Raw genomic sequence first — 19,277 nt, 5'->3', positions numbered from 1 at the left:
CTCATCAAATCCTGCAAGCGATTCTTTGAAGAAAACGCCTAATTTCCAGAAAAAACTTTAAGTCTGCCAATAATTTCGATTTCAGCCCCTCCCAGCAAGGACTCAAACACGACAAAAACAGCCAAACTGGCTTTTCCTCGAAAGCAAAATACGGCAAGGGCGAGATAGGTTAAAAGCACATGAAGGATTTTCGTCCTCACGCGACGATAAAATACCTCCATTCATCCCTGCTTCCAGAAAGTGGCCATAATATCAAAACCAGACCACGCCACACTATCTCACAAGAAACTCTGCATGTAGTGCTCCGGCAGCTTTGATACTTTTTAGGATATCAATCATATCACGCGGAGAAACGCCCAATGCATTCAAGCCCGCAATCACCTCCGAAAGAGATGTCCCCTCCTTAACTTCTGCGAGGCCTATCCCTGACTCTTCTTCTATAGACGCTTCTGTTCGTGGCACGACTATGGCTCCGCCTTCTGAAAATGGATTCGGCTGCACTACAAGCGGCTCCTCCTCAATACGTAGCGTTAGGTTTCCCTGACTGACCGCGACTCGCGAAATGCGAACATCGTCTCCCATAACAATTGTACCGGAGCGCTGGTCAACAACTACGCGAGCTTTGCGCTCCGGTTGCACCGATATGTTTTCCACTCTGCCCAGTGCGTGAGCCGGCGAAAGTTCTTTTGTCGCCTTGATATCAAGCATGACGGTGCCCGCATCCAGCATGCGAGACACAACCCGACCAAAATTCCTATTTATCGCATTTTCAATCCGTTCAGCTGTCGTGAAATCGGGGTTTCGTAACGCCAAGCGCACAGATTTGAGCGTTGAAAAATCAAAATCAACTTCGCGCTCCACCCGTGCCCCGGAAGGAATAACTCCTGCTGTAGGCACGCCTTGGGTGACAGAAGCCCCATCACCTTCTGCAGATGCTCCACCCGCGATAATTGTGCCTTGGGCAACTGCATATATTTGTCCATCCGGCGCATTAAGGGGGGTCATGACAAGTGTACCCCCCAGAAGGCTTTTGGCATCGCCAATTGCAGAGACAGTTACGTCAATTTTCCCTCCGGTACGTGCAAAGGGGGGCAATGTTGCAGTAACCAGAACAGCAGCAACATTTTTCGGACGAAACTGCTCTCCCGTTACATTCACACCCAAACGTTCCAATATATTGGACATGATCTCCTCTGTGAAAGGAGCGTTTCGAATGCCGTCCCCCGTTCCCTTTAGCCCGACAACAAGACCATAGCCGACCAAATCATTCCCACGAACACCGTCAAACTCTACAAGATCTTTAATCCGAATTGGATTGGCTGCAGCCGAAGCAACAAGCAGGCAGGCAAATGCAATAGAAGTAAAAATTTTAAGCATCACATATAATCCGAAAGACTGAGGCGCGACATCCGTGCAGTAAGCGTATAAATAAGCTGTAGCTGCGTTTCGGTTTGCGTGAGCATTGAGGCAGATTCATAGGCATCCGCCGACACGATCTCGGATTTTGCCGCTTCATATGAAAATGTCATCGCACTATTAGATAGGCTCGCTTCCTCAATCCGGACCTCAACAGCCCCGACCTGGGCACGCAGATCAGCTAAACCAGCCTGCACCCCCATGAGCGTCTCCCCCGCGCTTCGCAACAAAGACGATTGTTCAGACACGCTTCCCTCAAGAACTCCCTCATCAACAAGTGCAGCCAATGCCAATCCTTTAAGCGTCTCTCGAATCGATGCATCATTCGCGGAAAAATCCACCTGTACGGTTTCGTGTTCCCCAAGCGCAAATGGGAACAAAGCAGTGTCCGATCCTTGATAGGCGATCATTTCAAAGCCACCGGAAGAGGACATAAACCAATCATCAACAATGGTCTCAACGTCTGAATACGAGGTCGAGCCAGCAATGGCTGACACCAAGTCATTCATAATTTCATCCGCCGAAATAAGCGCCGTTTCACCCGTAGCAGCTCCGCTAAAAAGGGAACGATTGCCAATTCGAGTGTTTAAGGTAGAAACCACCGCATCAAACCTTGTGCGGGCGTCAGTCCCTGCGACCGAAACACTCGTGGCATCTCCATTCGTCGATGCTGACAACAAAACTGAAGACAACTCCTCAACATGCTCCGAGATTGATCCCAAACTGGATTGCACAGTTGTCGCGAACAGGTCTGCCTCCTTGATTGCGAGATCATAGGACTGCAGTGTTCGAAGAGAGCGCTCAATGGACGCCAAAGGGGAAAAGTCCCCCGACACCGAAGCAGAAAGGTCATATTTTTCACCACTGGCCACTTCGGATCCATATTTCTCCAGATCCAATTTGGTCTGAGTGGTGACACGCATATTACGAATTGATGCAGCCATATCGCCAAACGAAATAACACTCATCCTTAAATCTCCATCAACTGGTCCATAAGGGTATCAATGGTCGCAACCACCTTCGCATTTGCGGCATAAGTTTGCTCGATCACGAGAAGCTGCTGCATCTCGTAATCTGTATCAACACCGTTTTCCAATTCGATCATCTCAAGAGATTCCTGCCGGGCAGATGCGTATGTAAGATTGGCTTCAGCGTTTAGCTGATTGGTTTCCGCAAGTGAGTAGACATCCGCAGCAAAGCCCAATGCGGACCGCTCCATAGCAATCAGCCCGCCGGAAGATGCGGCTCGTGTATTTTGCAATGCATCCGTCAGGGAGTGCAGGATTGTCGCATCGCCTTGATCGCCTTCTGCACTGGCTCCCAAGCCATCACGCAATTTCCATAGCTCTCCCCCTTCATCCGGATCGACCAGCGCGTTTACTGATATGCGCCCAGCCAGCCCTTCTTCATTCAAGGCGTCAAAGGTCGCGCCACCATCAGTGAACAAACCGGCATCTCCGGCAGATAGGGTGTGATCTGCGTCGCTCGTTTGAAACCTCTCAATCAAATCGCGTGCAATTGCATCAAGTTCAATTTGTGCTTCGGGAGCCAGGACGTCTCGAACCTCAAACAAACCGGCAAGTTTGCCTCCTGCAATTTGTCCGCGTTCCGGATCAGTTGAAACTGCCAGACCATTGATGGTGAGGCCGGAAATGATGCCACTCTCTATAGTCATATCCGGAGTAATGGTCGCGGTTTGTGTAAACTCGATTGTTGCCGCGCTCGAGTCGACCAAAAATGCTCCGCCATTCGTGTAAAGGGAGATCATTCCATTGTCTTTTTCGACCTCATTTACAGGAATAAGCTCCGCAACCTGATCAACGAGTGTCTGCCGTTGATCCATCAACGCATTTGCATCATAGCCTTGTGCGATTTGTTTCTGGATCGCAAAGTTAAGATCAACAACTTGTTGTAACGCCGAATTCAGAAAATCAACCGTCTGAGCAATCTCCTTGTCTGCAGCCATACGGATATCCATGATGCTATCCGAAGCACTATTAATCTGATCCGCGAGATCCTTGGCCGCATCCAGAACAGTCTGTAACCGAGCCTCGGACTCCGGACGACTGGCAGCCTCGATCAATGCGGTTTCAAGCCCCGTAATACGTCCAACTATCGAGCTCTCGTCGTCCACCTGCCCCATAGCGGCTGCATAGGAGTCGTAGAATTCCGCTCGAGTCTCCTCCAAGGCGGCCTCGGCATCAGCATACCGCCGTTCTCCCGTGACCACAGGATCATAATGACGGGATACCCCAACAACCGAGACCCCCGAGCCGGTTTTCCCGAGCTGTTGGGAAGCGAGTTCTATTTCCCGCTTCCCGTAGCCTTCGGTCATCGCATTGGCGACATTGGAAGACACGACATCTGCCGCACGTGACACCGCGTTCAGGCCACTCAATGCATTCGAAAACGCCGTAGAAATACTCATGTCCTAGTCTCCTTCTATGCCGCCAGTTGCGTTAGCGTTTGATGTTTGTGGTCTCTTGCAGCATCTCGTCGACGGTCTGGATGACCTTCGCATTTGAGGAATATGCGCGTTGTGTCTGAATCAAGTCCGTCAATTCAGCGGCAACATCGGTCGTGGAGCTTTCACGGGCATAGCCCTCGATCGTTCCGGTCGGTCCATCCCCCGCGTCCCAGAGGAAAAACGAGCCGGAGTCAGGCGACACCTGATAGGTCTGGTTCCCCAAGGACGACAGGCCGTTCGGGTTCGAGACATCTACCAGCGGGATTTGATAGATCGTGCGGGTAAACCCTGTGTCATAGGTGGCCGTGATAAAACCGCTATCGTCGATCTCAATCGAGGTCAGGTTCCCGACCGGAGAGCCGTCTTTCGTAATCGATGTTTGTGCGAAATTGTCCGAAAGCTGCGTTAGCCCGTTCGTGTCACCAAGAGCGCCGATGTTCAGATCCAGCGGCCCACCGGCCAATTCGAGAGAAAGCGTGCCTGTGACATCATCATAGAGCGCACCCGCCGGGTTGTTGACGGTCGGCGTCACGGACAACAGCGTGCCGCCCGAAGCGCGGGTGTCATCGAAGACAATCGTGTATTCACCAATCGTTGTATGACCGGCAGCGGAATCGGTGATCGTCATCGTCCAAGTATTGTCCGCCGGTTCATTGGTGAACGTCACTCCCAGAGACTCCGACGTTCCGAGGTTGCCATAATATTCGACGGCAAGCGTATAGGCAGCATCGGCATCTTCCGCCGGCACATTGACGGCCAGATTGATTTTCGTCGTCGGATCCCCCGCAGTCTGGTTGTCGTTGATCACAACAGGCTTGAGATCTGTGGCCGTGTCTCGTGCATAGGTCGCAATTGTGCCGTCGGCATCCGCAGCCCAACCGAGGAGAACAAGGCCGGATTCGGTTTTCAGAATGCCCGCATCATCGGTATAGAATGATCCGGTTGTGGTCATCATCAGAGGCTGATCGCCCTGTGTATTGTTCAGATCGGCCTCGGTTGTCACAGGGACGAAGCCATTTCCCGACACCGCCACATCCGTCGCGTTGGATGTCGAGACCAAGCCCCCCTGTTCACTGATGAGACGCGTTGTGGTGGCACTTACGCCACCCGCAGAATATGTTCCGGAATTCGAATTGTTGGTGAGAACATATGACGAAAAGTCCGCCTCGGCCCGTTTGTAGCCATAGGTATTGGAATTGGCGATGTTGTCCGAAATTGTCGCAAGCTTGGTAGCATTGGCGGCAAGGCCGGCAACGCCAGCGTTGAGCGATGAAGAAATTGACATAGGGTGGCACCTTTCTGCTGCGAAGTCCCAAAACTTGCCCCAGCATGCACAGTGAGACTTAACAGCGCCCTAACACATAAAATGCGAACTACTTTTTGAGCGGATTTCTCAACAGAACGACTTCAACGCGGTTGTTTCTCGTCGACATGAGATTGCTGACAACAGGTTTGCGATCCGCATAACCGGTCACACGCTGAATACGTTCAGTGGGCGTTCCGCTCTCTTCCAACAAAAGACGCACCCGATCGGCGCGCTGTGTCGAGATGTCCCAAACGGGATTGTCGCGCACCACCACCGGTCGCGTGCTCACATAGCCCGAAATGGCGATCTCATTGCGCACAATCTTGAACACTTCCGAGAGCATCTCCACCAACAGAATCAACACCTCTGCGGGTTCGGATGTGTTCGGAAGAAAAAGAGGGTCGCCCTCAAGATCATGCAATTCGACAATCAACCCTTCGTCCGTCACACGCGTCACGACATGGCGCATGGCTTTGTCTGCCGCCATGCTCTCCCCGCTAAAGGCGGTTAACAGGTCCTGAACCTCGGCATAGGCTTTTGCCTCCAGAGCGGTCGCACGTTCTCCGCCTTGCGTGGCGTTTTTATTCGCGCCGCCGCTGTCAAAACTCGACGCTCCCATTCCGTTTTGAGCCAAGGTTTCTTCGGTAAAGACAGAATCCCCCCCGAAAGCACCATCGCCGCCACCGGAAATACGATTCACCGGAATCGTCGGATTGAAATATTCCGCGAGCCCCTTGCGCTGTTTCTCTGTCGTTGCATTCAAAAGCCACATCAAAAGAAAGAACGCCATCATCGCCGTCACGAAATCGGCATAGGCCACTTTCCACGCGCCACTATGCTCCTCGCCTTGTACGACGACCTTCTTTCTTTTGATGATAATTGGAGCGTTACTTTTGCCGCTCATCCCATCACCTCATTCTTCACCCGAATGCAGAGGTAACAGGAAGGGATAAACACCAGCTTAACTTGTAAAATTGGAGGTAAATTCCGTGCGAAGCACGCGCAAATCCAACGCGTCACACAACAGAAGCAAACAAGAAAACCGCAGCTTGAGACTCTCATGCAAAAAGGGCCGCGACATGCGCGACCCTTTTCAAAAAACTGGAAACGAAACTTAGCCGTTCACGCTGTCTTTCAGCGCTTTTGCAATGGTCATTTTCACAACCTTGTCGGCTTCTTTCTTCATCTGCTCACCCGTTTGCGGGTTGCGCACCATACGCTCGGGACGTTCACGGCAATAGATTTTGCCAACGCCCGGAAGGGTCACAGCACCACCGGCGGAAACTTCGCGCGTGATCAGCGCAGTGATCGCTTCGAGCGCAGCAGCGGCGGATTTTTTATCAGAATCCATCTCTTCGGCGAGTGCGGCCACGAGCTGGGTTTTGGTCATCGGTTTCGTCATGTCTGTATACTCCTCGTACGGCCCCCCTTGGATTAGGGGGTTATCGCGCTTTTCTAAGCGAAATTTGCAGAGCCCTACAACGGTTAGTGTGCGTATATCCTGCATTTTCCGCTATTTTGAGCGAAAAACCCCCTATTACAGGAAGGCGGTTTCCTCGAAAGAGCGCAATTTCCGGCTATGGATGCGTTCAATAGGCATTTCGCGAAGCAATTCCATAGAACGAATGCCGATCAAAAGGTGCCGCGACACCTGTGATTTATAGAAATCAGAGGCCATTCCAGGTAGCTTCAACTCACCGTGCAGCGGCTTGTCCGACACACATAGAAGCGTCCCGTAAGGCACGCGGAACCTGAACCCGTTCGCCGCAATGGTCGCGCTTTCCATATCAAGCGCAATGGCGCGGGATTGCGACAGACGTTGCACGGGGCCGGACTGATCCCGAAGTTCCCAGTTCCGGTTGTCGATCGTCGCCACGGTTCCGGTCCGCATAATCCGTTTCAGCTCATAGCCCTCAAGCTCCGTCACCTGTGCCACCGCATCTTCGAGAGACGTCTGGATCTCTGCCAGCGCAGGGATCGGCACCCAGACCGGAAGATCATCATCAAGCACATGATCCTCGCGCAAATAGGCATGGGCCAGAACGAAATCCCCGAGCCGCTGGGAATTGCGCAATCCAGCACAATGCCCGACCATGATCCACGCATGCGGACGCAGCACGGCAATATGATCGGTCGCGGTCTTCGCATTCGACGGGCCAACCCCGATATTCACAAGCGTAATGCCGGACCCGTCTGCCCGTTTGAGGTGATAGGTCGGCATCTGCGGCGTCTTGGTGGTAGGCGGAATCTCTTCGTCCGCAGAGGTGATCTCGATATTTCCGGTGGAAACAAAACTGGTGTAGCCGCTCTCCGGATCGGCCAGTTGCGTGCGGGCGTAGGCCTCGAATTCGGAGACATAGAACTGGTAGTTCGTGAACAGGACATGGTTCTGGAAATGAACCGCATCGGTCGCGGTGTAATGCGACAGACGCGCAAGCGAATAGTCGATCCGCTGCGCCGTGAATGGCGCCAGCGCGCCAGACCCGTCCTCATGCGTATATCCGAGACCATTGACGATATCGTCATGTGTGGTCGTCAAATCCGGCACGTCGAAAATATCGCGCAAAGGATAAGTCATCGCGCCTTCCTGCGGCACGGTGATGTTCTCGTCATTGGCGACGGCAAAATGCACCGGCATCGGCGTTTCGGAGACACCGATCTGAACCTGCACACCATGATTGCGCAGGATTTGCGAAATCTGTTGCTTGAGATAGTTCCGGAAAAGATCGGGCCGCGTGATCGTCGTCGAATACTCCCCCGGTTTTGCCACATGGCCAAAGGACAAACGGCTGTCCATCGCGGCATATGATGTCGTGGCTACGCGAATCTCCGGATAAAAGGCCCGATACCGCGCCTCCGGTTCCGCCCCTGCGGCGACGCGCGAGAATTTCTCGGTCAGGAAAGAGCAGGCCTCGAAATACAACTCCTCAAGATAGTCCACCGCAGCCGCCGGATCGGAAAAACTCCGTGTGTCGCGCGGCGGCGTGGTCTCAAGGGTCAGGCTTTTCAAACTGCTGTTCATTCTTATATCCTCTTTCCGGCAAGCCCCCTATCAATATGCCAAAGATGCACAGATTGGGGTCCGCTTGCATTCGGGCCTCTGTTGCCCTCACTTGAGACCAACTCCGGCACAGACGCAAGGCCCCCAGACAGGGCGAGAGGAAGAGACGAGATGACACGCCCCAAATTGTTTTCCTTCGGCCACGGCTATAGCGCGCAAATGCTGGCGCGGTCTCTCATCCCGCAAGGATGGGACATCGTCGGAACCACCCGTAACACCGCCAAGGCACAGCAATTTGACAGCGCGGGTGTGCAACCGGTTCTGCTGGGCACCGACCCGTTGCCCCCGCGCCTCGCCGGAGCCACCCATCTGTTGATTTCCGCAGGCCCCGATGCACAGGGCGATCCTTTCCTGCGTGCCTATCGTGATGTTCTGAAAGACGCCGCCCCGACGCTTGAATGGGTCGGATACCTCTCCACCACGGGCGTCTATGGCGATCATGGCGGTGATTGGGTGGACGAGGAAACGCCCCTCACCCCAAGCACCAAACGCGGGGTCATGCGGATGCAGGCGGAAGCGGACTGGCGGCAGGTTGCGCTGGATTTGGGTCTGAACCTGTCCATTTTCCGGCTCGCGGGCATCTATGGACCAGAGCGCGGCCCCTTTGCAAAAGTCCGCGCCGGAACCGCGCGCAGGATCGTCAAACAGGGTCAGGTCTTTTCCCGCATCCATGTCGAAGACATCGCACAAGCGCTGGAAGCCTCGATAAATCGACCCGAAACGGGCGGAATCTACAATATTTGCGATGATCTTCCGGCCCCGCCCGAAGATGTGATCGGCTATGCCGCCGAACTCCTGGGGCTTCCACAGCCTCCGGTCGAGTCCTTTGAAACCGCAGAGATGTCCCCCATGGCCCGCAGCTTTTATGCCGAGAACAAAAAGGTGTGCAACGACCGGATGAAAACCCTGCTGGGCGTCAAGCTGATCTATCCCGACTACAAAACCGGCCTAAAGGCGCTTCTGGCGCTGGATCAGTAGAACCTGTCGCAAAGGGCTTTACCGCCCCTGCCATGACCGCCGGTAGTCCAGCACTGTAATCGTATAGAGCACAACCCCGCCAAAGGTGAGCGCCGCACCGACATAGCCCGCCGAGGTGAACCCGTAGCCCTTGGCAATATAGATCGACGCCACGAACGGACCCAAAGCATTGGCCGCATTGAAGGCCGCATGGTGCAAGGAGGCGGCAAGGGACTGCGCATCTCGGGCCACATCCATGAGCCGTGTTTGCAGCAAGAGCGGATAGCCGTTCGCCAACCCCAAGGCCAGAACCAGCCCCGCCATCGCATAGGGCTGCGCGGCGATCAGCGGGAACAGCAGCATCAGAACGATGTTGACGCCCAAGGTTGCAAAGACCGAAAAGTTCAGCGCCCGATCCGCGGCCCATCCCGCCAGCAACGTGCCAAGCGTCATCCCCACGCCCATCAGGGCAAGGTAAAAGGGAATGCTCGCCTCATGCACCTGCGTCACGTCGATCAAGGTCGAGGCCAGATAGGTGTAAAAGGCAAAGAAACCGCCAAACCCGATGGCCCCGCTCAACAGCGTCAGCAACACCTGCCGGTTCTTGAGCGCGTCAAGTTCCTGCAACGCATTCGATCCTCCGCCCTTGGCCGACTGCGGCGCAAAAGCAAGGATCATCACCGCCGTCACAGCAGCCAGCACACTCACCAAGGCAAAGGCCCAGCGCCAGCCGACGGTCTGCCCCAGAACATTGGCAAAGGGCACCCCGACAATGGTCGCAATCGTGAGGCCAAGCATCAGCCGCGCAACCGCCTTACCGCGATGACCGGGACCGGCCAGAGAGGCAGCCATCAGAGCGGCCACGCCGAAATAGGCCCCGTGGGGCATCCCGCTGAGAAACCGGCCAAGAAGCATCAACTGGTAGGTCGGCGCAAAGGCGGACAGAAGATGCGTAAAGCAGAACATCCCCATCAACCCGACCAGCAAAAGACGCCGCTCGATATGGGCCGCCGCCACCGCAATCAAAGGCGCGCCGACAACCACCCCGAGCGCATAGGCCGAGATCAACCGGCTCGCCGTGGCTTCGTCAATGCCAAGCCCCTGCGCCATGAAGGGCAAGAGGCTCATCGTGGCAAATTCACTCGTGCCAATCGCAAAGCCGCCGAGCGCCAGAGCGAAAAGCACAATCCCCGGACGCGTGCCGGTGGAGACGGTGGATATGGAAACCATGATTATATCCTGAAAGGAAGACGCCCATGACTTCGGCTATTCGGGCAAAAGGATCAAGAGACCGCGTGCGCCACCGGCATCATACCCGCCTTGCACAAACCGGCAGGCCGATGTCACGCACGCTTGCTGGAGAGATCCGAAATGCCCAGAACCGAGAGAACCTTGGCTTCAATATCCGGCGTGTTCAGCCCCGCGATGGCATACATTGCCTCAGGGCTGGCCTGATCGATGAAACTGTCCGGCAGGGTCATGGAACGGAATTTGAACCCGCGATCAAAGACGCCTTCTTCGGCAAGGAAATCCGCAACGTGCGAGCCGAATCCGCCAATCGCGCCCTCTTCGAGCGTAATCAGCGCCTCGTGATTGGCTGCCAGATCGCGGATCAGGTCATGGTCCAGAGGCTTGGCAAAACGGGCATCCGCAACCGTGCAGGAAATCCCCTTGGCCGCGAGGTTCTCCGCCGCTTTCAACGCCGGTTCGAGCCGTGTTCCGAAAGACAAAAGCGCCACCCGCGAACCTTCGCGCACCACGCGCCCCTTGCCGATCTCCAGCACCTCGCCCCGCTCCGGCATCTGGACGCCCACGCCCTCACCGCGCGGATAACGGAAGGCAATCGGCCCCTCGTTATGGGCCACGGCTGTGGCCACCATATGTTTCAACTCCGCCTCGTCGGCAGCGGCCATGACCACCATGCCCGGAAGGTTGCTCAAAAAAGCAATGTCAAAAGACCCCGCATGGGTCGCGCCATCGGCCCCGACCAGCCCCGCACGATCAATCGCGAACCGCACCGGCAGGCGCTGGATCGCGACATCATGGACAACCTGATCGTAGCCGCGTTGCAGGAAGGTCGAATACATGGCGCAGAACGGTTTCATCCCGCCCGCCGCCATCCCTGCGGAAAAGGTCACACCGTGTTGCTCGGCAATCCCCACATCAAAACACCGCGCCGGAAAGCGTTCGGCAAAGAGGTCAAGCCCCGTCCCGTCCGGCATCGCGGCGGTCACGGCGACAATCTTGTCATCCGTTTCGGCCTCTTGGATCAAAGCCTGCGCAAAGACCTTGGTGTAGGACGGCGCATTGGACTTGGCCTTTTTCTGCTCGCCGGTCACCACGTCGAACTTCGCGGTGGCGTGCCCCTTGTCGGGCCGCCCTTCGGCAGGGGCGTAACCTTTGCCCTTCTTGGTGATCGCATGGATCAGAATCGGACCCGTCGCGCGGGCTTTCACCGTGCGCAACACGCTCAACAACTGGTCCAGATCATGCCCGTCAACCGGACCGACGTAGGAAAAACCAAGCTCCTCAAAGAGCGTGCCGCCGATGGTCATGCCCTTGAGCATTTCCTTGGCGCGTTTAGCCCCTTCCTGAAACGGATGCGGCAGGAGGGAGACAGCCCCTTTTGCTGCGGCTTTCAGATCCTGAAACGGTTCACCCGTATAAAGACGGGTCAGATAGGACGACAGCGCCCCCGTCGGCGGCGCAATGGACATTTCGTTGTCGTTGAGAATGACGATCAGCCGCTTGCCCAGATGGCCCGCATTGTTCATCGCCTCAAACGCCATGCCTGCCGACATGGAGCCATCCCCGATCACCGCAATCGCATCGCCGATCCCGTATTCCGGCGCTCCGCCCAGATCACGCGCCACGGCAAAGCCCAGCGCCGCAGAGATCGAGGTCGAACTATGCGCCGCGCCGAACGGGTCATAGGGGCTTTCGGAACGTTTGGTAAAGCCGGACAGCCCGCCCTCGGTGCGCAGGGTCCGAATCCGGTCGCGGCGGCCGGTGAGGATTTTATGCGGATAGCACTGGTGCGACACATCCCAGATCAGACGATCCTTGGGCGCATCAAACACCGCGTGCAGGGCCACGGTCAACTCGACCACACCCAGACCGGCCCCCAGATGCCCGCCGGTCACGGAGACGGCAGAAATGGTTTCCTGCCGCAACTCATGGGCCAGCCTCTTGAGTTCGACATCGGACAGGGCCTTGAGATCGGCCGGAACATTGACGCGATCAAGGGTGGGTGTTGCTGGGCGGTCGGACATGGCGTCTCGCTTTCTCAGGTTTCCCGCGAAATAACGAAGCGGGCGAGGTCTCGCAAGGGCTCGGCGCGTGATCCATAGGGGCTCAATGCCGCACAGGCCTCCTCGACCAGTATATTCGCGCGGGACTTTGCTCCTTCAAGGCCCAGAAGGGAAACAAAAGTCGCCTTACCCGCATCGGCATCCTTGCCCACGGCCTTACCGGTTTTTGCAACATCCCCTTCAACGTCGAGAATGTCGTCCTGAATCTGGAAGGCAAGGCCCAGCGCCGTAGCATACTGGCCCAGCGCCTCCGGATCACCGCCACCAAGGAGCGCCCCCGCCCGCGCCGACCATTCGATCAGCGCACCGGTCTTGTTGCCTTGCAACACAGTGATCTCTTGCAGGTCAAGCGGAACAGCCGAAGTCTCGGCGGCAATATCCTGTGCCTGTCCCAGAACCATCCCCTGCACACCCGAAGATGTCGCGAGAGAGGCGATCAATTCGACCCTGATCCGGCTTGAAACCTCCATTTCAGGCCGCGTCAGAAGCTCGAAGGCCAGCGTCTGCAAAGCATCTCCGACAAGCACCGCTGTCGCCTCGTCCCAACGCTTGTGGACGGTCGGCAGGCCACGACGCAGGTCGTCGTCATCCATGCAGGGTAAATCATCATGCACAAGGCTGTAGGCATGAAGCGCCTCAATCGCCGCAGCGGCCCAGACGGAACGCTCCACCGGAACGCCGTGAAGCGCCGCGCCCTCCATCACCAGAAAGGCCCGCAGACGTTTTCCGCCCGTAAGCGCGTAACGCATCCCCTCTTCGACCGGCATGGAGCCGAGCGGTGCAAATACAGTGTCAAAACAGGCAGAAACCGCCTCTTTGCAGCGCGCCAACCTGTCTTGCATCAGACACCTTCGGCCTTGGTTGTGCCCGTCGCGGCCCCATCCGGCCCGACCGTGATCTTTTCGACCTTTTCCTCGGCGTCCTTGAGTTTGGCCTCGCAATGGGCCTTGAGCTTGGCCCCGCGCTCATAGAGCGCAATACTGTCCTCAAGCGCGACATCCCCGCGTTCGAGTTTGCTCACAACCTCATTCAATTCGGCCATAGCCGTTTCAAAAGACATCTCGTTGACCGGCGTATCGCTCATGCTTTTCTCCCGATTGCTTTGCCCTCTGCATACAGGAAAACCCGCAGGAAAGGCCAGTTTCACTTTCGTGCAAAACGGCTTTACTCGGGGGTCAGCATATATCCCGCGCCGCGCACGGTCTGGAGATAGCGCGGCTGGCGCGGGTCATCTTCGAGTTTGCGGCGCAAGCGGGTGATCTGGACGTCCACAGCGCGTTCCTGCGCCTGTCCGCCGTCGCGCCCGAGCCGCTCCACCAGTTCCGCCCTCGACACAGGCTCTCCGGAAGCGGCGACAAAAATCTTCATAAGTTGCGACTCGGTGCCGGTCAGCCGCACGGACTGCTCGCCCTCCCACAACTCGCCGCGTTCCACATCATAGCGGAACCGCCCCATATGCAAATATTTCGGACCGGCTTCGACCTCCTCGACCTGCGGCATCCGGCGCAACACGGCATTGATCCGCAAAAGCAGTTCCTTCGGCTCGAAAGGTTTGGCGAGATAATCATCCGCCCCCGCCTCAAGGCCGGCAATGCGGTCCTCGGTCTCGCCCTTGGCCGTCAGCAACAGGATCGGCGTGCTCAGCGTCTGGCGCAAATCCCGCGTCAGGCTGATCCCGTCCTCGCCGGGCATCATCACATCAAGCACGATCAGATCGAACTCAAGCCCCGCCAACAACCGCCGCGCATGAGCCGCATCGCGTGCCGCCGTCACACAAAACCCGTGGCGGATCAAAAACTTTTGCAACAAGCCGCGAATCCGCTCGTCATCATCGACGATCAGAAGGTGAATCTCCGAGCCCAACCTAGTCCTCCTTCCCTGACAGAGCATTGAAAAACTCTGTCTGATCCGGGTCCATCATCGCTTCAAGCACGCGCCGGAACCCAGACACTGCTTCATGTCCTGCCTTGCGATACGCCGCACGCATCCGCGCCCTTTGCACCTCGGCAATTTCACCTTCAAGGATTTTACCTGTCTCCGTCAAATAGAGATGTCGCTCGCGCTTGTCCTGAACACCGATCCGGCTCTCCACCAACCCGTCATCAATCAGGGTTCTCAGGACACGGTTCAGGGATTGTTTGGTCACCCCCAGAATGCCCAGAAGGTTGTTCACATTGGTGCCGGGCGCGCGGGCGATAAAGTGCAACGCACGGTGATGCGCCCGCCCGTAGCCGTGCTCTTCGAGAATGCGGTCGGGATCAGCGGTGAAGCCGCGATAGGCAAAGAACATCGCTTCGATCCCCTTGCGAAGCTGTTCATCCGTCAGAAAGAGCAGAGCTTCCCCGCTTTTCGTTCCACCAGCTTTTCCGTCCGCCATATTCCGCCTCGTTCACAAATCTCTTGATCGACCCGCAGTTTAAGTCAGCCTTGTTGACATTCCAAGAATGAATTGATAGCGAAATCAGGATTTGGCGCAATAATCGTCCCCAAAATACACGCGCAGCGCAACTTCACGAAAGAGCGCAGCGACATAAAGAGACCAAAAAGGAGAGACCCATGGCGGGCAGCTACGAAGATCGCGACGGATACATCTGGATGGACGGGACACTCGTCGACTGGCGCGATGCCAAGGTGCATATTCTGACCCACGCCATGCATTACGCCTCTGCCGTGTTTGAGGGCGAGCGGTGCTACAACGGCACGATTTTCAAATCTGTCGAACACTCCGAACGTCTGATCGCCTCAGGCAAGGCGCTCGACATGCCCATCCCCTACTCGGTCGAAGAAATCGAAAAAGCAAAATACGACGTGCTCAAGGCCAATGGCTGGGACAATGCCTATGTTCGCGTGCTGGCATGGCGCGGCGCGGGCGAGGACATGGGGGTTGCCGCCAACAAGAACCCCGTGCGCATGGCTGTCGCAGCGTGGGAATGGGGTGCCTATTACGGCGATGCCAAGATGCAGGGCGCCAAGCTCGACATCGCGAAATGGAAACGCCCGTCGCCTGAGACCATCCCCACCGCTGCAAAAGCCGCCGGTCTCTATATGATCTGCACCATGTCGAAACACGCTGCCGAGGCCAAAGGCTGTTCCGATGCGCTGTTTATGGACTATCGCGGTTATGTGGCCGAGGCGACCGGCGCAAACATCTTTTTCGTCAAGGACGGCGAAGTGCACACTCCGATTCCCGACGCCATTCTGAACGGCATCACCCGTCAGACCGTCATCGCGATGCTCAAAGAAAAGGGCGTCACCGTGCACGAGCGCCGGATTCAACCCGAAGAGCTTGAAGGTTTCGAACAGTGTTTCCTCACCGGAACCGCTGCCGAAGTCACACCTGTCGGCCAGATCGGTGACTATATGTTCGAAGTGGGGGCGCTGACCCGCGAAATTTCCGAAGACTACGAAAAACTGGTCCGGAGCTGATCGCGACGCGCTTTAACCATAAAATAAGAGCTTTCTGCCAGTCTCCCCTATCAGACTGGCAGGAGGCATACCGTGGTCCGTCGCAAAGATAGCATTCTTATCATCCTGATCGCCGTGTTCATCGTGACACCGGCTGTCCTGATGCTGGTCGCCTATCTGATCACGGGAAACCCCTCCCTGCGCCCTCTGGCAATCACGCTCGAACGGCTGCTCGAGGCGGGCCAGATCGAAGATAAAAGTCTGATTGTCGCACTCGTCGAGATCGGTGGACAGGCCCGCACCGCTTCCACTGAGGCCACCTATCAAACCGCGCTCGAAACGGCTTTTTCCCGTCTGGACTCCGAGATGCAGGTCAAGTTCCGACATATTCCCGAAAGTTCGGAGGTGCGCGTCACCTATCTTGTCGGGGAAAGCCGGATCGGCCCGTTTCCCGAGGCCCGCGCGGCGGAAGGGGTGCTTGCCGCTACAGAAGCCGCGCGCATGGTGGTCGCCCGACGCAAGGCTATGGCAAAGGAACAGGAGAGGCGGGACGCCTTAGACCGCAACGGGTTCTGGCAACGGCTGACCAACTGAGCGGTTTTGATCCGCTTACAAGGCATCGGATTTCTTGCGGCGCGCAGCATTCAGCCCCAGCGCCCTTTCGCGAAGGATGATCGCCACGCCTGCGGATATCACAATGACCGCCCCGACAATCATCGCGGGCGTCGGGATTTCGTCAAAGAACACATAGCCGATAATCAGCGCCAGCAGCATCGAGGCATAATCGAACGGCGCCAGCAAAGAAGCATCCGCATAGCGATAGCAGGAAGTCAGAAACACCTGCGCCACGCCGCCGACCAGCCCCGACAGAATCAGCAAGGTGCAAGCAAGCGCGCTCGGCATGACCCACGGTGAGAACGGAATGGTCACAAGAGCCGCCACGGTGCAGGACATGGAGAACCAGAACACGATAGAGGTCGTCGTTTCCGTCTTCACCATATTGCGCACATGCAGTTGCACGATTGCTGCCAGACAGGCCCCGCCCAAAGCCACCATCGCGCCAAGCTGTTCTTTCGGATCAGGCACGCCGTGAAGCACCGTGATCCGCGGCATCATCACGATCACCACGCCGACGAGACCGGCAAAGACTGCCGAAAACCGGAACAGGCGCACGTCTTCACCGGCGAACATGGCCGCGAAAACCACCAGAAGCAAAGGGGCCGCATAGCCGATAACTGTCGCTTCCGGCAAAGGCAAAAGCCCCAGCGCAAAGAAGTTCAGGAACATGGCACTCGCCCCGATCATACCGCGCCAGACATGGCCCATCGGGGACTGGACCCGCAAACCGGCAAGGAACTCGCCCCGCTGCACCAGCCAGACAAAGATGATCGGAAGCGCAAAGAAAGAGCGGAAGAACACAGCCTCTCCGGCTGGCACCTCATCACTCGCCGCCTTGATCAGCGCCGCCATCACCACAAAACAGGTGACGGAAGCAAGTTTCAAACCAATGCCGCGAAACGGGTTCATCCGCAAACCTCCAAAGAACTCGGGAATGCGTTCAAATTCTCACGAGTTCGTCAGTCGCGCAACGGCCCATTGAGCAGCATCGCGCACCGTGGCATCGGCATCTTCGCACAGCTTCTCTGCCACCGCCCGCAACTCAAGCGAGCCGGAATTTCCGATGGCATAGAGCACATTGCGCACAAAACGGTCCCGCCCGATGCGTTTGATCGGAGAGCCGGAGAACTTCGCCCGAAACGCCGCATCATCAAGCTGCGCCAAGGCCTCAAGCGGTGGAGAAATCAGATCCTCGCGCGCGGAAAAGCGGATCTCTTTCGCCGCAACCGCAAACTTGTTCCACGGGCAGGCCGCCAGACAATCGTCACAGCCGTAAATCCGGTTCCCCAGCTTGCCGCGCAATTCCTCGTCCACCGGCCCGTGATGCTCAATCGTCAGATAGGACACACAGCGCCGCGCATCGATTTGATAGGGGGCCGGAAAAGCCTCCGTCGGGCAGGCATCAAGACAGGCCCGACATGACCCGCAATGCTCGTTTTCAGGTGGATCAGGGTCGAAATCCACCGTGGTGAAGATCGCCCCCAAAAAGAACCAGTTACCCAGATCCCGCGAGAGCAGATTGGTGTGCTTGCCCTGCCAGCCCAGCCCTGCCTTCGCCGCCAAGGGCTTTTCCATCACAGGGGCGGTATCGACGAACACCTTGATCTCCGTATCAGGCCCCGCCTGTTCGATCAGCCAGCGTCCCAGACGTTTGAGCCGTTTCTTGACGATGTCATGATAGTCGCGATTGCGCGCATAAACAGAAATTGCGCCGGATTCGGGTCTGTTCACGGCCTCCATCGGGTCTTCTTCCGGCGTATAGGCCTCCGCCAGCATGATGACGGATTTCGCCTCGGGCCAGAGCGCCGACGGATCACCGCGCCAGTGCATACGCTCCTCCATCCAGCCCATCTGCCCGTGCCGCCCCTCGGCCACAAAAGCCTTGAGCCGCTCCATCGCCTCGGGAATATCCGGACGGCCGAAAGAGGCCTTGGAGAAGCCCTCCTCCAAAGCGCGCGCACGCACGGTTTCCTTGTCCAAGCCGGCCACTCAAAGCCCTTTCTTATGTCGGAAAACATCCTCAGGCGGAATCGCCCAAAGAACAAGGGGGCCACACAGCCCCCCGCCCTTAGAAATCGAGATCGGCGTAATGTTCCGGCGGCGGGAAGCTCGGCACATGATCGGCCAGAAGTGAGCGGAAAGCCGGACGCGATTTGATCTTGGCATACCAGTCCTTCACGACCTCATGGCGGTTCCAGTCCACATCGGACGTGTAATCCAGCGCCGACAAATGCGCCGCCGCAGCGAAATCCGCCAGCGTCATGGCATCCCCCGCCAACCAGCGCCGCCGGTCCAGAAGCCATGCCATGTAATCAAGGTGGTATTTGATCGCTTTCGAGCCGGATTTGACATTCGCAGCCACCGGATAGCCCGACTTCATCAGCTTGCGGTTCACCCGCTCGTAAAGCAGCTTCGACGTCACTTCATGATGGAACTTGTCATCGAACCACGCCATCAACCGCCGCACCTCGTAGCGCCCTTCAGCGTCTTTCGGCATCAGGGTCGGGTTGGGATAGCGCTCTTCGAGATATTCACAGATCGGTGTGCTTTCCGCGAGGTTCATATCGTCAATCCGCAGAACCGGCACCTTTCCGGCAGGGTTCCGGCGCATGAAATCGGGATCCTGCTCCCAATACCGTTCCTCGACCAGTTCCACCTCGATCTTCTTTTCCGCAAGAACCAGACGGACTTTGCGACAAAACGGGGAAAGGGGGACGTGGTACAGACGGATCATTA

At 56.8% G+C, this 19,277-nt stretch carries 20 protein-coding genes; 3 read left to right on the top strand and 17 right to left on the bottom strand.

From position 1 onward, the window contains the following. Window positions 1–38: 38 nt before the first annotated feature. The 8 genes from KO492_RS08775 to KO492_RS08740 all read right to left on the bottom strand — a co-directional run bounded on the left by KO492_RS08775 (window position 39) and on the right by KO492_RS08740 (window position 8,211). Complete coding sequence (locus tag KO492_RS08775; protein ID WP_216044599.1) at window positions 39–221, bottom strand: hypothetical protein; 183 nt, start codon at window positions 219–221, stop codon at window positions 39–41. A gap of 52 nt (window positions 222–273) precedes the next feature. Continuing rightward, window positions 274–1,377 carry a flagellar basal body P-ring protein FlgI gene (locus KO492_RS08770; RefSeq protein ID WP_216044598.1) on the bottom strand — a complete coding sequence of 368 codons (1,104 nt, stop codon included), beginning with the start codon at window positions 1,375–1,377 and terminating at the stop codon, window positions 274–276. Continuing rightward, on the bottom strand, window positions 1,377–2,384 hold the full coding sequence (locus KO492_RS08765) for a flagellin (RefSeq protein WP_216044597.1): 1,008 nt from the start codon (window positions 2,382–2,384) through the stop codon (window positions 1,377–1,379). Before KO492_RS08765 ends, KO492_RS08770 begins: the two co-directional genes overlap by 1 nt. A 2-nt stretch (window positions 2,385–2,386) precedes the next feature. Next, a complete protein-coding gene (flgK, locus tag KO492_RS08760) occupies window positions 2,387–3,844 on the bottom strand; it encodes a flagellar hook-associated protein FlgK (protein WP_216044596.1) in 1,458 nt (485 codons plus the stop codon). Between the two features lie 31 nt (window positions 3,845–3,875). Beyond that, window positions 3,876–5,168 (bottom strand): flagellar hook protein FlgE, encoded by a 1,293-nt coding sequence (locus KO492_RS08755; protein WP_216044595.1) that lies wholly within the window; start codon window positions 5,166–5,168, stop codon window positions 3,876–3,878. Window positions 5,169–5,256: 88 nt separating this feature from the next. After that, window positions 5,257–6,093: an OmpA/MotB family protein gene (locus KO492_RS08750; RefSeq protein WP_216044594.1), complete on the bottom strand. Its 837-nt coding sequence runs from the start codon at window positions 6,091–6,093 to the stop codon at window positions 5,257–5,259. A gap of 210 nt (window positions 6,094–6,303) precedes the next feature. After that, window positions 6,304–6,591, bottom strand: coding sequence for an HU family DNA-binding protein (locus KO492_RS08745; protein WP_066604017.1), 288 nt, complete (start codon window positions 6,589–6,591; stop codon window positions 6,304–6,306). 135 nt (window positions 6,592–6,726) lie between these two features. Then, the gene (locus tag KO492_RS08740) at window positions 6,727–8,211 is read right to left on the bottom strand and encodes an AMP nucleosidase (protein WP_216044593.1); all 1,485 of its coding nucleotides are present in this window, start codon (window positions 8,209–8,211) and stop codon (window positions 6,727–6,729) included. A 150-nt stretch (window positions 8,212–8,361) separates the two neighbouring features. Here KO492_RS08740 and KO492_RS08735 point away from each other — a divergent pair, with 150 nt between their 5' ends. Then, entirely contained in the window at window positions 8,362–9,228 is an 867-nt protein-coding gene (locus KO492_RS08735) for an SDR family oxidoreductase (protein ID WP_216044592.1), read from the top strand. An 18-nt stretch (window positions 9,229–9,246) separates the two neighbouring features. Here the strand turns inward: KO492_RS08735 and KO492_RS08730 are convergent, their stop codons facing one another. From KO492_RS08730 to KO492_RS08705, 6 genes are all read right to left on the bottom strand, one after another. Continuing rightward, entirely contained in the window at window positions 9,247–10,437 is a 1,191-nt protein-coding gene (locus KO492_RS08730) for an MFS transporter (protein ID WP_216044591.1), read from the bottom strand. A gap of 113 nt (window positions 10,438–10,550) precedes the next feature. Next, complete coding sequence (gene dxs, locus KO492_RS08725; protein WP_216044590.1) at window positions 10,551–12,479, bottom strand: 1-deoxy-D-xylulose-5-phosphate synthase; 1,929 nt, start codon at window positions 12,477–12,479, stop codon at window positions 10,551–10,553. A 14-nt stretch (window positions 12,480–12,493) separates the two neighbouring features. Then, window positions 12,494–13,360 (bottom strand): polyprenyl synthetase family protein, encoded by an 867-nt coding sequence (locus KO492_RS08720; RefSeq protein WP_216044589.1) that lies wholly within the window; start codon window positions 13,358–13,360, stop codon window positions 12,494–12,496. Continuing rightward, window positions 13,360–13,602, bottom strand: coding sequence for an exodeoxyribonuclease VII small subunit (locus KO492_RS08715; RefSeq protein ID WP_066603998.1), 243 nt, complete (start codon window positions 13,600–13,602; stop codon window positions 13,360–13,362). Before KO492_RS08715 ends, KO492_RS08720 begins: the two co-directional genes overlap by 1 nt. 80 nt (window positions 13,603–13,682) lie before the next feature. Continuing rightward, window positions 13,683–14,408, bottom strand: coding sequence for a response regulator (locus KO492_RS08710; protein ID WP_216044588.1), 726 nt, complete (start codon window positions 14,406–14,408; stop codon window positions 13,683–13,685). Then, complete coding sequence (locus KO492_RS08705; protein WP_066603993.1) at window positions 14,383–14,895, bottom strand: MarR family winged helix-turn-helix transcriptional regulator; 513 nt, start codon at window positions 14,893–14,895, stop codon at window positions 14,383–14,385. The genes KO492_RS08710 and KO492_RS08705 overlap by 26 nt, the downstream gene beginning before the upstream one ends. A 179-nt stretch (window positions 14,896–15,074) precedes the next feature. On the opposite strand from KO492_RS08705, the gene KO492_RS08700 reads away from it, so the two are divergent. Both KO492_RS08700 and KO492_RS08695 read left to right on the top strand, forming a co-directional pair. After that, entirely contained in the window at window positions 15,075–15,944 is an 870-nt protein-coding gene (locus tag KO492_RS08700; protein WP_216044587.1) for a branched-chain amino acid aminotransferase, read from the top strand. A gap of 72 nt (window positions 15,945–16,016) precedes the next feature. After that, complete coding sequence (locus tag KO492_RS08695; protein ID WP_216044586.1) at window positions 16,017–16,517, top strand: hypothetical protein; 501 nt, start codon at window positions 16,017–16,019, stop codon at window positions 16,515–16,517. 15 nt (window positions 16,518–16,532) lie between these two features. On the opposite strand, the gene KO492_RS08690 is transcribed toward KO492_RS08695, so the two are convergent. The 3 genes from KO492_RS08690 to fzlA form a co-directional block, all read right to left on the bottom strand. After that, window positions 16,533–17,450 carry a DMT family transporter gene (locus KO492_RS08690; RefSeq protein ID WP_216044585.1) on the bottom strand — a complete coding sequence of 306 codons (918 nt, stop codon included), beginning with the start codon at window positions 17,448–17,450 and terminating at the stop codon, window positions 16,533–16,535. A 39-nt stretch (window positions 17,451–17,489) separates the two neighbouring features. Continuing rightward, the gene (queG, locus tag KO492_RS08685; protein WP_216044584.1) at window positions 17,490–18,530 is read right to left on the bottom strand and encodes a tRNA epoxyqueuosine(34) reductase QueG; all 1,041 of its coding nucleotides are present in this window, start codon (window positions 18,528–18,530) and stop codon (window positions 17,490–17,492) included. A gap of 79 nt (window positions 18,531–18,609) precedes the next feature. Next, complete coding sequence (gene fzlA, locus KO492_RS08680) at window positions 18,610–19,275, bottom strand: FtsZ-binding protein FzlA (RefSeq protein ID WP_066603982.1); 666 nt, start codon at window positions 19,273–19,275, stop codon at window positions 18,610–18,612. Window positions 19,276–19,277: the final 2 nt, after the last annotated feature.

The organism is Celeribacter halophilus (assembly GCF_018860305.1).
Taxonomy (GTDB): Bacteria; Pseudomonadota; Alphaproteobacteria; order Rhodobacterales; family Rhodobacteraceae; genus Celeribacter; species Celeribacter halophilus_A.
Note: the sequence above shows the minus strand (reverse complement) of the source record. Positions and strands in the feature narration are given on the sequence as shown.